Source organism: Embleya sp. NPDC005575 (assembly GCF_040605455.1).
In the GTDB taxonomy this organism is placed as follows: domain Bacteria; phylum Actinomycetota; class Actinomycetes; order Streptomycetales; family Streptomycetaceae; genus Embleya.
Genome location: NZ_JBEXCV010000190.1, coordinates 1 through 14,330, shown reverse-complemented (window position 1 = coordinate 14,330; position 14,330 = coordinate 1). Strand labels below are relative to the sequence as shown.

At 70.7% G+C, this 14,330-nt stretch carries 10 protein-coding genes and 3 pseudogenes; 4 read left to right on the top strand and 9 right to left on the bottom strand.

Features of this window, described 5'->3' with window-relative positions; translation table 11 throughout:
- Nucleotides 1-261: pseudogene (locus tag ABZS54_RS37580) on the top strand (transcriptional regulator); the annotation flags it as partial.
- Between the two features lie 8 nt (nt 262-269).
- Nucleotides 270-836, top strand: coding sequence for a helix-turn-helix transcriptional regulator (locus tag ABZS54_RS37575; protein ID WP_355546487.1), 567 nt, complete (start codon nt 270-272; stop codon nt 834-836).
- 59 nt (nt 837-895) lie between these two features.
- On the opposite strand, the pseudogene istA reads toward ABZS54_RS37575, so the two are convergent.
- Nucleotides 896-1,687: pseudogene (gene istA / locus ABZS54_RS37570) on the bottom strand (IS21 family transposase); the annotation flags it as partial.
- Nucleotides 1,688-1,840: 153 nt separating this feature from the next.
- The gene (locus tag ABZS54_RS37565) at nt 1,841-3,073 is read right to left on the bottom strand and encodes an amidohydrolase family protein (protein ID WP_355546485.1); all 1,233 of its coding nucleotides are present in this window, start codon (nt 3,071-3,073) and stop codon (nt 1,841-1,843) included.
- Between the two features lie 110 nt (nt 3,074-3,183).
- Here ABZS54_RS37565 and ABZS54_RS37560 point away from each other — a divergent pair, with 110 nt between their 5' ends.
- Nucleotides 3,184-3,657, top strand: a complete 474-nt coding sequence (locus ABZS54_RS37560; protein ID WP_355546483.1) for a MarR family winged helix-turn-helix transcriptional regulator — start codon at nt 3,184-3,186, stop codon at nt 3,655-3,657.
- A 150-nt stretch (nt 3,658-3,807) separates the two neighbouring features.
- Here the strand turns inward: ABZS54_RS37560 and ABZS54_RS37555 are convergent, their stop codons facing one another.
- The 5 genes from ABZS54_RS37555 to ABZS54_RS37535 form a co-directional block, all read right to left on the bottom strand.
- On the bottom strand, nt 3,808-4,269 hold the full coding sequence (locus ABZS54_RS37555) for a RidA family protein (RefSeq protein ID WP_355546489.1): 462 nt from the start codon (nt 4,267-4,269) through the stop codon (nt 3,808-3,810).
- A 173-nt stretch (nt 4,270-4,442) separates the two neighbouring features.
- Nucleotides 4,443-5,486: a cation:proton antiporter gene (locus tag ABZS54_RS37550; protein ID WP_355546481.1), complete on the bottom strand. Its 1,044-nt coding sequence runs from the start codon at nt 5,484-5,486 to the stop codon at nt 4,443-4,445.
- 247 nt (nt 5,487-5,733) lie between these two features.
- Entirely contained in the window at nt 5,734-6,435 is a 702-nt protein-coding gene (locus tag ABZS54_RS37545) for an alpha/beta hydrolase (protein ID WP_355546479.1), read from the bottom strand.
- A 35-nt stretch (nt 6,436-6,470) separates the two neighbouring features.
- Nucleotides 6,471-7,304, bottom strand: coding sequence for an alpha/beta hydrolase (locus tag ABZS54_RS37540; protein ID WP_355546477.1), 834 nt, complete (start codon nt 7,302-7,304; stop codon nt 6,471-6,473).
- A 103-nt stretch (nt 7,305-7,407) separates the two neighbouring features.
- Nucleotides 7,408-10,158, bottom strand: a complete 2,751-nt coding sequence (locus ABZS54_RS37535; protein WP_355546475.1) for an AAA family ATPase — start codon at nt 10,156-10,158, stop codon at nt 7,408-7,410.
- Between the two features lie 838 nt (nt 10,159-10,996).
- Here ABZS54_RS37535 and ABZS54_RS37530 point away from each other — a divergent pair.
- Nucleotides 10,997-11,389 (top strand): VCBS repeat-containing protein, encoded by a 393-nt coding sequence (locus ABZS54_RS37530; RefSeq protein ID WP_355546473.1) that lies wholly within the window; start codon nt 10,997-10,999, stop codon nt 11,387-11,389.
- Between the two features lie 240 nt (nt 11,390-11,629).
- On the opposite strand, the pseudogene ABZS54_RS37525 reads toward ABZS54_RS37530, so the two are convergent.
- Nucleotides 11,630-12,054, bottom strand: a pseudogene (locus ABZS54_RS37525) (DDE-type integrase/transposase/recombinase); the annotation flags it as partial.
- 522 nt (nt 12,055-12,576) lie between these two features.
- Nucleotides 12,577-14,130, bottom strand: coding sequence for an FAD-dependent oxidoreductase (locus ABZS54_RS37520; protein WP_355546471.1), 1,554 nt, complete (start codon nt 14,128-14,130; stop codon nt 12,577-12,579).
- Nucleotides 14,131-14,330 lie beyond the last annotated feature (200 nt).

Genomic DNA, 14,330 nt, shown 5'->3' with positions numbered 1-14,330 from the left:
ACCGGGCTGTACCCGCTCGGGATCCTCTCCGACTGCGTCGTCTACGCCTCCCCCGGACCCTCCCCGCTCGACCTCCTCCCGCCCACCGTCCCCGGACAACCGATCAAGACCGGGTTCCGCCTCGGCGCCGGCCCCGGCCTGGTCAAACACGAGGGCACCCAAACCATGGAATGGGTCCTCCAGGGCCTCACCAACAACCCGCCCGTCAACCCGGCCCGCCACATCAAGGACGGCGTGGACGCCGTCGCCGAAGGCGAATAGGAACCCGCATGGGCAAGATCGGCGACGGCCTCGACCAGGCCGCCCAACACGTCCTCACCCGCAAACCACCCCAATCCACCAAGGCCCGCATCAGGTTCCTGCTCAGCAAGAACCGCGGCAGCACCCGCAAAGTTGCCGAACGCCTGGGCGTCAGCCAACGCTCCGTCGAGCGCTACCTCAAAGGCGACCGCAAAACCCCACCCCGCCCCGTCAACGCGAAAATCGACGCCGAAGTCCGACGCCTGTGGCAACCCCAGGTCCGCCGCCGAGTCGAACAGCGCGCGGCCGCCACCGGCGGCGTCATCGTCGAGACCCGCGCCAGATTCGGGTTCTCCTCGGCGGCCGGCTCCACCGACGACCCCCGGATGCGCCGCATCACGCAGCCGCTGCCGCCCACCCACGCCCAGGAGCTGTTCGACGCCCACCACGCCGGCGCCTCCGAACGCGAGCTGGAGCGCATCGTCGCCGCAGGCCTGCAACAGGCCTACTTCCAAGAGGGCGGCACCCGCGCCGACGACCTGGAGGCAGTCGAGCTCACCGACGTGGACTATTGCGAATTCGACATCCGAGGCTGAAGCCGGACGCACGTGTGCCCCGCCGACCTACGGCGGGGCACACGCGCGTCGGGGCGCCGATCGCGCACGATGGTGACCTGCCGCTCGACACGGCCCTTCCCGGTGGGCCGGTAGGCGGCGAGGACGTCGATGTCGAAGTCGTGGTGCCCGGAGAAGGCGACCGCCTCCGGATGCAGCGGCACCGCCTGCCCGGGGGCGACGTGACGGCGGACCACGGTCTTGGTCCGGTCGTAGACGATCGCCTTGGGGACGCCGCCGAAGTGCTCGAACGCCCGCACGTGACTGCCCCAGAACGCCGCCAGGTCCATGCTCGTGGTGAAACAGCAGAACGGGTCGCGCGAATACGACAGGACCATGTGGAAGGAGTACACCTTCGGGATCCCCACGTGAGCCAGAACGGCGCCCTCGTCGCCCAGTCGACCTGAGCCTGAACTCCGGGTACCACCTCGAACCGGCGGTGCAGGCCCGCGAGTTCGTCGGAAGCGATGCCCAACTCGGCTGCGATCCGCGGCCGGGCCTGCTGACAGATACATCTTGACGCGCTGATAGTTGCCGGTGAACCCGTATTCCTTGACGAGGCGTTCGTGGATCACCGATCCCTTGAGCAGGATCTCGCGTCGCAGCCAGACGTCGATGATCGGCTCGACCTCGGCGATGACCCGCCGCCGACCACCCGACGCCGGTGCGGTGACCTTGCGGGGCGGCCCGGGCGAGGCGTCGCTCGACAGGTACTTGCGCACCGTCCGCCGGTTGAGGCCCGTCTCGCGGGAGATTTCCGAGATGCTCATTCCCGATTCGTGCAGCGCGCGGAAACGCCGAAGCTCCAACCACCGTTCCGAGTGCAGGACCACTCCACCCGCCACCCTCCGCCGCAACCTCACCCGACCGGCCCAGCGTTCCCGCACCCCAATGCGCATCAGCCACGACACGCCGCCAAGCTGAGCACGTTCATCCGTACGTGGCTGAGCAGATTGATAATTCGTACGCCGACACCCCTGCGGGGGTCAGGCAGCCAGGCGGGTGCCGCGGCGCCAGATCGCCCGGGTGTTGAGGGTGTCGGCGATGGTCGTGGTGGGGTCGCCGTCGACCAGGAGCAGGTCGGCGCGCAGGCCCTCGGCGATCCGGCCGCGGTCGGCCAGGGCGAACCGGCGGGCGGTGGTGGCGGTCGCGGCGCGCAGCGCCTGGGTGGGGGTGAGCCCGGCCCGCACCAGGAACTGCAGTTCGTGGTGGAGGCTGGCGCCGTGGGCGAGGCCGCCCAGGAACGGCACGGGCACGGACACGTCGGTGCCCGCCAGCAGGTCGATGCCGGCATCGTGCAGGGCCTTGATGGAGTCCAAGACGTCCTGGATGTTGCCTCGGGGGTAGCAGTTGAAGCTGGAACGCAACGTCTTGTCCCAGCCCTCGTCCAGGCGGGAGGCCACCCGCGGGTCGTCGGCCAGCTCGCCGCCGGTGTGGCCCATCAGCGAGGCGTTGAGAACGGCGCAGGGGACCACGAACGCGTCCGCGTCCTTGATCATGGCGAGGATGTCCTCGGTGCAGGGCTCCACGAACAGGTGCGCCAGACCGTCGATGCCGGCCTGCATCGCCATCCGGGTGGCGTCGATGGTCAGGGCGTGGGCGATGGTGAGCAGGCCGTACCTCTTGGCCTCGGCCACGCCCGCGTTCAGGGTGGCCTGGTCGAGCATCGGCAGGCCGGGGTGCCCCTCGACACTGCCGTCGTCGATCATGAACTTGACGTAGTCCGAACCGCGGGCCGCCAACTGCCGGACCGAGGCGACGGCGGCGTCAGGGCTGGTGGCGTCCGGCTGGTAGGGCGGCTCCCCGGCTGGCTTGCCGCCCTCGGGACCACCCGCGCCGGGGCGCTTGAAATCCGGCGGGAACAGCTCGCTGGGGTGCCCACCGGGCGGAGTGAGCCCGAACCCGGCCGAACGGACGTCGGCGAGCGTGTCGTCCTCACCGCTGCCGGCGCGCTTGTCACGGGTGTTGGTGCCCTGCATCTCCAGTTCGGTCGTCACCCCGAACCGCAGCGCCATCGCCAGGGACGGCGGGCTGGTGTGGACGTGCGCGTCGATCAGGCCCGGCAGCAGCGTCGCACCGCTGCCGTCGACGACCTCGGCCCCTGCGGGCGCGTCCCCGCCCACACCGACGATCCGCCCGCCGTCGATCAGCACCGTCGTCACACCCAGAGACTTCTCACCGTCGAAAACCCGGGCACCGGTAATAGCAATCACAGTCATGGTCATCCTCGATTCTGCGGGTCAGCACTTGCTCAATGTATACCTAAAGCTATGTAGTTGCGTCCAGGCATGGACATGTATTTGGTAAAACCATCCCTTAGGATGAGGACATGTCCAGCTCACCGCCACCTCCGGAATCCGACGACAGCGCCCTCTTCCACCAGGTGGGGCCAGCCCTGTCCCGCCTGCGACGCCGCACCTCCAGCAGTCGGGGGGACCTCACCCGCAACATGATCCTGAACATCGTCGCCGACGCCCCCGGGGAGATGACGGTCGGCGGCATCGCCACCGAGATGGGCGTCACCCAGCCCGTCGCCAGCCGCAGCATCGCCGCGCTGATCACCGCTGGCTTGCTCCGCCGAGCCGCCTCCCAAGCCGACGGCCGACGCACCGTCCTGGAACTCACCGACACCGGCGAAGCCGAACGCCGCCGCTACGCCACCGGCCAGTCAAAGACCTTCACCCACATCACCGCCGCCTGGGACCCGGCCGAACGTCGCCAATTCGCCCAGTACCTGATCCGCTACAGCCACGACAGCAGCACCTGGTCAGCACCACCCACCCGGCCCATCGATCACGATTGATGATCGGTATGGTCGATGGGACCGGCAGAGACCCCACCCGAGACCTGCTGCGGCGTCCGGGAGTTCCTGGAGCTGCGGATGCGCCGGCCCCTCGTGGTGGTGGCGGGCTGTCTCGCGGAGCTCAGGGCGAAACGGCTTCTGGGGGCTTGGTCAGGAGTCGAGCTCTACGTGGAGTTCCACCTCGACCGGGCTGTTCAGGGGGAGGACGGCTACGCCTACGGCGGAGCGGGCATGGATGCCGGCCTGGCCGAAGACTTCGTGAAGGAAGGTAGAGGCACCATTGATGACCTTGGCCTGGTCGGTGAAGGACGGACACGAGGCGACGTAGCCGGTGACCTTGATCACGCGGGCCACCGAGTCCAGGCCGACCAGGGCGTTCACGGCTGCGAGGGCGTTCAATGCGGCGGTGCGCGCCAGATCCGCTGCCTGGGCGACGTCGACGTCGTCGCCGAGCTTTCCGGTGAGCGGAAGCGTCCCGCCGACGAACGGAAGCTGGCCGGAGGTGTAGACGTGCATGCCTGAGCGTATCGCCGGGGCGTAGCCGCCGACCGGTTCCGCGACGCGAGGCAGGGTGATACCGAGTTCGACGAGCCTGTCAGTCCAGATGTGCATGATTTGGTCCTTTCCAGTGTTGACGATCGGGACGGGGGATGCCGTGCCCGGGTCCTTGTTCCGCAGGTGCACGCGGTCGTGGCCACGCGGGTGGGTGATGCGGCGGGGCGGGTCGTTCGGCTCGTGCGCGACCCTGGCGGCGCGGCGGCGGTCCTTTGCGTGGCCGCGCCGCGTCATGCCACCTGTTGTGCGGGGTGCGGCGGGGGTTCGGACACCGGGTCGGGGATCGCTTTGTGGTGGTCGGTGCGGTGCAGCAGTGTGGGGAAAAGCGCGACACTGAGCACGCCTGCGGTCACCAGGGCGGCCGCGGTCACCGGGGGCATGAGGTGCAGTTCGACGCCGACCTGGCTTGCGGTGGCGATGAACGGCAGTGAGGTCGCCTGCAGCAGTCCTGCGGCGACGGCCGCTCGGGCGCCGGCCGAGCGGGCGTAGAGCAGCGCCGGCAGGCCGCGCGCCACGAGCAGGACGAGCAGCAGGACCGGCACCCGGACGAGCGCGGCAGGGTCCTGGAGCAGCCCCGCCAGATCGAGGCGCAGGCCGGTCGTGACGTAGAAGATCGGAATGAGGACCCCGAACCCGACGGCGTCGAGGCCGGCGCGGGAGCGGGGATGATCGCGAGGAAGCGGATCGACGATGCTCAGCACGACCCCGGCGACGAACGCACCGAGGATGGTCTCGACACCGAACCGTCCGGCCAGGGCGGTGAGCGCGACGAGCAGGACCAGTGCCAGCCGGATGCGGATCTGGGCCGTCGACTCCTGCAGGCTTGCCACGACCCGCTGCAGCCGGGTCCAGCGGTCGGCGGCCAGCACGGCGGTGGCGACCACCGCGGCGAACGAGAGGATCAGGGCGACCCGGGAGCGGGTGTCGCCTTCGGCTCCGAACAGAACCGACAGCAGCACGATGGAGGCGAGGTCCGCGACGGTGCAGGCGACGACGAGGCCCTGGCCGAGCGCCGTCGTGTTCTGGCCGGCGTCGCGCAGGACCGGGACGACGAGTCCGAGGGAGGTGGCCGACAGCGTGACGACGAGAAGGACCGGCTCATCGATCCAGCCGGCCGCCGCGAGCGCAACGGCGAAGGGAGTGGCCAGCGCGAGGGCCATCAGGTAGCCGACGGCCGCCTTGCCGAGCAGCCCTCCGCCGAGACGGCGGGCGTCGATCTCCAGCCCGGCGAGGAAGAGCAGGAAGGCCAGGCCGAGCCATGAGAGCACCGCCACGGGCGTCGACGTCGATCACGTGCAGCACCGCGGGACCGAGCACGACGCCCGCACCGATCTCCACCACGACCGAGGGCAGTCTGAACCGGGGAGCGAAGCCCAGCAGCAGCGGCACGAGCGCCCCGACGAGGCAGACGAGCAGCAGATTATCGAAGGTCAGAGTGGTCATCGAAGGTTCCGGTCTGGTGCTCGAGGGCATGCCGGCGCGGCGCAGGACCGCCATGCGCCGTGCCGGCAAGGGGGAGTTTCAGACGAGTTCTGCGGCGGCGAGGATGATGTCGGCCACCGCTGCGGGCTCGGATGACGGAAGGGCGTGGGAAGCGTCGGGAAGCTCGACGCTGCGGCGAGAGCCGGCGCGTTCGGCCATGAAGCGGTGCGCTTCCACGGGGATGTTGTGATCCAGGCCGGGATAGATGAACCAGGACGGGACGGTCTTCCAGGCTGGCTCGCCGGAGGCCTCGTTGAGCGCGGTGGTGTTCAGCGGGCGCTGAGTGGCGGCGGCCAAAGCGGCGTTCTCGGCGGGGACGTCCGCGGTGAACTGCTGGTGGAACTCGTCCTGGCGGATGTACAGGTCGACGGATCCATCGGCGAGCGGAACCTCGTTCAGGGTGTCGCCGAGAGTGCTGCCGGGGAACTTGCCGGACAGGTCGAAGATGCTCTCGCCCCGCTCCGGGGCGAAAGCCGCGACGAAGACGAGCGCCTTGACGTTGTCGTGGCCTACCGCGGCATTGGAGGCGACCGCGCCGCCGTAGGAATGCCCGACGAGCACGACCGGGCCGTCGATGCCGGACAGGAGAGCAGAGACGACAGCGGCGTCGCCGCTGAGGCTGCGCAGCGGGTTCGGGGCCGCGATCACCGGGTGCCCGGCGGAAAGCAGATGCTCGATCACGCCGTTCCAGCTCGACGACTCGGCAAACGCGCCATGGACGAGGACAATCGTGGGCTTCATGAAAACGTGCTCCTTAAATGAGAAAACGCCGGCTTTCAGGCGGAGAGGAAGTCGAGCAGGGCGGCGTTGACCTCGGCCGCGTGGGTGAGCAGCAGCCCGTGCGGAGCGCCGTCGATCTCGATGTAGCGCGCGCCGGGCAGGCGGCGGCGGAACTCGCGGGCCGTGGCGTCGATCGGCAGGATGCGGTCGGCGGTCCCGTGCAGGATCAGCGATGGCACGTCAATGCGCTCCACATCGGCCCGGAAGTCCGTCAGCCACGCCGGCACGCACGCGTACGCCGCCATGGGCGCCGAGCCGATGGCGGTGGCCCAGTTCGCCCGCAGCGCGGCCTCACTGAGCCGCGACCGGAGCGTCTCGTCGGTGTTGAAGAAGTCGACGAAGAAGCTCTCGTACCAGGCGTAGCGGTCGGCCTCCGCCTGCTCCGCGATGCCGTCGAAGACGCTCTGCGGCACACCGCCGGGGTTGTCCGGCGTCTGCAACAGGAACGGCTGGAGCGAACCGAGGAACGCCGCCTTCGCCACCCGCTGCGAGCCGTGGACGCCGAGGTAGCGAGCGACTTCGCCCGAGCCCATCGAGAACCCGACGAGAACCACGTCACGCAGGTCCAGCTGCGTCAGTACGGTGTCCAGGTCGGCGGCGAAGGTGTCGTAGTCGTAGCCTGTCATGGTCTTGCTCGACCGGCCGAAGCCCCGGCGGTCGTAGGTGATGACGCGGTAGCCGGCCTTGACCAGCGCGTCGGTCTGCTTCTCCCACGACTGCCCGTCCAGCGGGTAGCCGTGGATCAGGACGACCGGCTGCCCTGAGCCGTGGTCCTCATAGTAGAGCTCGATGCTGGTCGAGCCCTCGGTTCCGACGGTGATGGTTCCCACGGTGTGCCTTCCCGCCCGTCCGCCGTGTGCGGACCGGGCATGGCACAAACCTAGGAAACAAGCAGGGTGGACCGCGTCCGTCGGACTACGGCTTCGGCGTACGTCATGATGCTGCGCCTTCGGGGTACGTCATCGTGCCGCCCAGAACTGCGGCCAGCTCGCCGCGGGACGTCACCCCCAGTTTGGGAAACATCCGCTGGAGATGGGTGCTCACCGTCCTGGGCGAGACGTACAGCCGCTCGCCGATCTCCCGGTTGGTCAGACCCCGCGCGGCGAGCTGGGCGACGTGCAACTCGGTCGAGGTCAGCCGGTCGACCGCGGCCGGATCCTGGCGCGGGGACGACGCACCCGCGGCGCGCAGCTCCTGCCGTGCCCGCTCCGCCCATGCCGACGCGCCGAGGGCCTCGAAGATCTCGCGTGCGGCCTGCAGGGCAACGCGGGACTCCGCGGGCCGCCGGTGCCGCCGCAGCCACTCGCCCAGGGCGAGGCGCGCTCGCGCCCGCTCGAACGGCCAGTCCGTGGGGACGGCGTCGAGGGCCGCCCTGTAGAGCGGCTCGGCGTCGTCCTGCGGGCTCAGCAGGGCCCGGCCCAGTCGCAGCCCGCAGAGCAGGGCGGGCGAAGAAGTCATTTCCCCGAGCGGGGTCAGCTCCCGCATGACGTCGCGTGCCACCTCCGCGGATTCGCTGCGCACCGCCGCCTCGACCAGCTCCGCGACCGCGTAGAAGCGCAGCCAGGGGTGGAAGGCGGGGTCGGCCGGGTCGAAGACGCGGTGCAGGTGGCCGGACGCGTCGCCGTAGCGGCCCTGGCAGAGCGCCGCCTGCCCGCGGGCCATCTGCACGATGGCCAGCACCGGGCGTCCGCCGCTGGGAAGGGCCTCGCATTCGGCTTCCGCCGCCCACCCCTCCGCCGCCGGGTCGCCGCTGACGGCGGCCAGCTGCGCGCGGATGGCGTTCACCATCGCGTGCACGAGAGGCTGACTGGTCTCGCGGGCCAGCGACGCGGCCTCCTCCGCGGCGAGGTGACCGGCGCGCACGTCGCCCAGCCGTGCGGCGCTCCCCGCCTGGACGCAGAGGGCGCGGGCCAGCATCGACAGCCTGCCTTGCGCTCGCAGGGCGTCCAGCGATCTCGTCGTCAACCGGCTGGCCAGAGCCGGAGCGCCCACCGTCACCGCGGCGCCCCCCAGAAGCTGGTCCCCCTCGGCGTTCTCCGACGAGCGCTCCAGCTGGCCCGCCAGGGCTTCCATGACCGCTCCCCCGCGCTCGACCGGCGCCGAGTAGGCCCGCAGAGCGACCAGGTCGGCGTTGTCGGCGGGCATGGGCATCCGGTCGGCGGCGGCAGCGACCCGCTCGCGGGCGGCCGACCCCGGCTCTCCCCAATAACACTGCAGGACCGCGCTCCACAGCATGCGCAGCCCCAGCGTCGGCTCGCCGCCGGCGGCGATCTCGACCGCCAGCTCGGCCAGCTCGGCGGCCGCGGCGCCCTCGCCCCGCGTCCCCTCGACCAGCGCGATGCTGACCCATGCCGCGCGGCCGCGGTCCCGGACCGAAAGGTCCAGGGAGCGCGCCTGGGCCAGCAGATGCGCCACGATGTCTCCTCGGCCCGACTCCAGCGCGAGCTCCGCCGCCCGGAGCAGCCGGTCCGCCCGCGCGGATGGGTCCTTCGTCAGCTCCGCCGCCCGCCTCAGCGCGGCGAGGGCCGCGGCGACGCCGCCCCGTCGCAGGGCTCGGCCGGCGGTGGAGTCCAGATCCTGAGCCGCCCGTTCGTCGAGACCGGTGGTGGCGGCGGCCCGGTGCCATGCCTGCCGATCGGGCTGCCCCTGGAGCACGGCGGCCAAAGCGGCGTGTGCGGCCTGCCGTTCGGCGGCGGTGGCGGCATGGTCCATCGCCGAGCGGATGAGCGGGTGCCGGAAGGCCAGCCCCTGGGCCTCGACCAGACCCGCGTCGATCGCCGCTTCGACGGCGGCGGCGTCGACCGCCGTCCCGCGCATCCGGGTCGCCGCGGCGAGGCATTCGTCCATCGTTCCGTCGCCGTTGAGCGCTGCGAGGAGCAGGACCGCACGGCTGTCGACCGGAAGGCAGGAGACGCGTGCGGTGAAGGTCCGCTCCAGCCGCGCGGTCAGCGGCAGCGGACCCGGGTTGAGCGCGTACGCCCCGCCGACCGTCTGCAGGGCGACCGGTAGCTCGGTCAGCGCGAGCGGGTTCCCGGCAGCCTCCTCCAGCAGCCGCCGCCTGACCTGCTGTCCCAAGGCGGGGGCCACCGCGTCCAGCACCTCGCCCGACACCTCATCGGTCAGCGGGCCCAGGTGCAGAACGGGCAGGCCAGCGCTGCCGAGGCGGTCGTCGAGGCGCCGGGTGACGGCGACCAGGGCGAGGGGGTCGGACTCGATCCGCCGGGCTACGAACCCGAGCACGTCGAGGCTGGCCCAGTCCATCCAGTGGGCGTCCTCGACGACCACCAGCAGCGGCGCCTTCGCCGCCGCGTCCGACAGCAGGGTCAGCGCGGCCAGGCCGACGAGATACAGATCAGGGACGGCCTCGTCAACGAGCCCGACGGCTGCGAGCAGCGCCGTACGCTGCCGCCCCGGCAGGTCGTCGATCCCGTCCCGCAGTTGGTGAACCAGCTGGTGCAGGCCGGCACAGGGCAGGTCCTCCTCCGACTGGACCCCCACAGCAGTGATCACCCGGGTCCCGCCGGACGCCGCGACCGCCGCGACCTCCGCGACCAGCGCCGACTTGCCGATCCCCGGCGCACCCATGATCACCGTCGCGCCGCCCGACCCGGCGGCCGCCCGCTCAACCAGAGCGGCCAGCGCGCGACGCTCCGTCTCGCGACCCAGCAGCCCCCGCCGTCGCATGCCTCACTCCGTTTCTCTGTGCACTCCCCGCACCCGAAGGCCCCGCAGCCCCGCGGCCTCGCCGAACCGGGCGGCCCGGCGGCATTCCGCTGGTAGGCGATCCGGAGGCCGAGCCTGAATGCCGTCCATGCAATGGCATACACGCTGCTGGGCCGGAACGACCGTGGACTGCGTCCGCGAGACCGTACCGCCGAGATCACGGCGGGGACCGAACGGCTTTCCTCGCGTCCTGAGACGAGGGGCGATCCTTACAATAGGCGATACTCGTGGGTCTCATGTCCGGCGCCCGGTCCCCAGACCGCTGCTGAGCTGCGCCGACGCCCCTGGCGGGTGGTGGCGGGACGGACGGGCCGCCGCCTGGACATCACCGATCTCCCCACAACGTGACCTTGCATGCGCTGCCGGGGTCGTGTGGCGGCCGTGCTCGGACTGCACGGGACCGGGGCTCCCAGAATCGAGCCTTCGCATTGGCCGTCTGGGCGGGCCGTGATGTCCCTCTCGAGGCCGCGGTCGAGGTGGCGAGGACCTGCTCGCCCGCCGCAAGAACCCCCAGGGAACCTGGGACCTCGCCGTCCACCCCAACCTCGGCAACGGATACGCCTGCTCCAGCTGCTCCACCGGCACCCGCGTCCTCAAGACCTGGAGCGACGACGACTCCGACCCCGCCACCAACGACAGCCACTGGCGAACCGGCGACACCACCCAGGTCCTCGCCGTCGGCAACGTCACCGGCGACGACAACGCCGACGGCCTGATCAACACCGCCGACAACCCCGACCTGATCGTCCGCACCGACACCGGCGTCCTCTACCTCTACCCCGGCTCCGGCAACGCCGACATGCTCGGCGACCCCATCGTCCTCGGCGAATCCGGCTGGCAGGTCTTCAACCTCCTCGCCCCCGGCGACGTCAACGGCGACGGCATCCCCGACCTGTTCGCCACCCACAAGGCCGGCGGCCAGTTCTACCTCTACCCCCTCGACCCCTGGATCGACGCCAACGGCGCCCCCGCCTACGCCCACGGCGCCCGCACGCTCCCCGGCGACGGCTGGACCTCCACCGCAGTCCCCCTGGTCACCTCCCCCGCCGACGCCAACGGAGACGGCAAAGCCGACCTCTGGGCCGCCGACAACCTCGGCGACATGCGCTTCCACAACGGCGTCGACGCCACCGGCTTCGGCCCCTGGATCAAGGAAGGCTACGGCTGGCAGGGCTACCAAGCCATCGCCTGACCGAAACACCACACCTCTCCCGGGAGCGGCGGTCGGCGCGAGACCGTCGGCCGGGCGGGAGGACAGGACTGTGACGAGTACCCGGGGGCAACAGGCTCCTATTCGGTCACTGCCCGCGCGGCCGACGGCCCGCATCGAGCCCGCCACAGAGACGACCGACAGATCAACAGCAAGGACACCCGAAGGGTCAGTCGTAACGAACAGTCAGGCCGCCCCTGCGGCGGTGACCCCATCCTCACAGTCGTACGAATCGGCCACCGAACCCACGGACGCGGCGGCGCCGACGTCGGCCAGTCGCTCGGTGTAGCGAATGGACACGTATTGCGACCCGCGGTCGCTGTGGTGAATCAGACCGGAGTCCTTTTTGATCCGGCGGCGCCACAGCGCCATCTCCAGCGCGTCGAGCGGGAGTTCGGTCCGCAGGTGGTCCGCGAGCTGCCAGCCGACGATCATCCGCGAGTACACGTCCAGGACGAACGCGACGTAGGCCCAGCCGGACCAGGTCCGCACGTACGTCAGGTCCGCGACCCACAGCCGGTCCGGGCCGTCGGCGGTGAACCGGCGGTCGACCAGGTCCGGCGGTCGCGGCGCGGCCGGCTCGGGCACGTGGTGCAACGCCGCTGCCCGCGGATGACGCCCTCGATGCCGAGCTCGCGCATCAGCCGCTACCCATTGGAATGGAGGTTGTGGCCACCAAATTGACGCCTGCTCAACGATTTGATTTTCGCCCGCACGGCACCCGATCGACGCGGTTAATCGGAATAGAAGCTTCCGCTCATTGCGACCTGGGGGCGAGGCCTCGGCAGTGGGTCGAAGCCTTGCGGCGCCACCGGGGCCGGTGCCGATCCCGCACGCTTCGATTGTTCGGTCCTTCGATTGTCGGTCTTTGCATACGTGGAGCGGTCGGTGATGCCCAGGACGTCGACAGACGCCTACCGACCGACATTTCGCAACGCGCCTTTCACCTGTGGAGGAACAACCGCGCCACGGCCGGCACGGCGAGCCGCATTCTCGACCGGGATCCGCAGCAGTGGTCGCGAGCTGGGACCCGGCCGCTGATCGCTTTCGCCGCAACCCTGCTGCTCGTCCGCGTCCACACCGTCGCTGGTTCCAGGCGGACGCGGCACGGGTCGGCCACCGCCCGTCCGCCCGACCGGGACAGCGGCCGGGGATGGGCGGGCGGCGGGTTACCACTTCTCCGGGCCGAACCAGCGGGTGAGTGCGGTGCGCAAGGTGTCGGTGTCCCGGCTGTTGCTCCGGGCCGACCAGACGGCGTAGCCGTCGGGGCGGATGAGCAGGGCGCTGGGGTGCGGGTCCTCGGTGTGCGGGGTGGCCGTGACGATGTCCACACGGTCGGTCCAGGGGGCGGCTGCGGCGCGCACGTCGGCGTCGGCGTCGGCGTCGGCGGTCAGGTTCAGCAGCACCGGGCGGCCCCGGTGCAACAGCCCGGCCAACGTGGTGGGTCCCTCGCGCGTGGTCAGGGGCAGGCTCGGGACCATGCGGCCGGCCTGCGGGTCGTCGTCGCGCGCGCCCACCGGGTACACCACCCCCGTGCCCGTGATCATCGTGCTCAAGTAGGCGTTGACCTCGTCGAAGCGCATCAGTTCCGTGAACAACTCGCGCAACGCGTCCGTGTGCGGATCGGGGTTCATCAGCGCCACCTGGGCCCGCACGTTGCGCAATACGGCTGCCGCCACCGGGTGCCGCTCGCTGTGGTAGGTGTCGAGGAGGTGCTCCGGCGCCCAGCCGCGAATCTCGGCGGCCAGTTTCCAGCCCAGGTTGACGGCGTCCTGGAGGCCCAGATTCACGCCCTGGCCGCCCGCCGGGAAGTGCACGTGCGCGGCGTCGCCCGCCAGCAGCACCCGGCCTTTTCGGTAGTACTCCGCCTGGAGCGAGGCATCGCTGAAGCGGGAGATCCAGACCGGCTCGTCCATCGGGACGGGTTGCCCGGCGATGCGTTCCACCTCACCCCGCAGCTCCGCCAAGGTGGCGGGCGAGTGCCGATCCGGGTGCGGCCCCCGATAGTCGTAGGTGCATACGCGGCTCGGTCCGAACGGGTTGATCCACAACAACGTCCAGCCGCGCGGGGTGCGTTGCCAGCCGCCTGGCGCCCCGGCCGGGTCCAGCAGCCGCACCTCGCCCATGAGCGCGGCGACGGTCGGTCCCTCGCCCAGGAATCGTATGCCGCTCGCCTTGCGCACCGTACTGCGGGCCCCGTCCGCGCCGACCACCCAGCGCGCCGTCAGCGTTTGCTCCGTACCCGATCCGGATCCCGAACGCAGGCGCAGCCGCACATGGTCGGCGTAGGCGTCCACGCCGACGACCTCCGCGTCACGCCGAACCCGAGCGCCCAGTCGCACCGCGTCCGCCGCGAACACCTCCTGGGCGTAGGCCTGCGGGCTGCCCACCAGGACCGGACCCTCGTCGACGACGCGGGACAGATCCAGCTCGAAGATCGAGGCGAAGTGGAAGCGCACCGCCCGGTTCGTGGCGCGGGATGCGGCGCGACCGGGCTGTACAGCCGCCAACAGACCGCGGCGGTCCAGCGTTTGCGCGGTGCGTGCGTGCAGGGTGCTCGCCTTGGAGATTCCGTCGGGCGCGGGCAACTTCTCCAGCAGCGTCACGTCGATGCCCAGCAGGGCGAGTTCGCGGGCGAGCAGAGCGCCGACCGGTCCGGCGCCGACCACGGCGACCTGGGTGTCCACATCGGTCCCGGATGCCGGCCGTGTCTGCGGATGCATGAGGTTTCCTCTCGTCGTTATCGTGTACAGGGATCAACCCCGCATTCGCCCGACCGGTTGCGTGTGTGTGGAGTCCGTGTCCGTCGGGTCTGCATCCCTTTCCGTGGTGGCGGTGTTCCACAGGTGATGAGCGACATGGCCGAGCAGTTGACCGATCTGCTGGCGGAGGATCTCGATGGCGGCTTCACGGAGCTGGTACG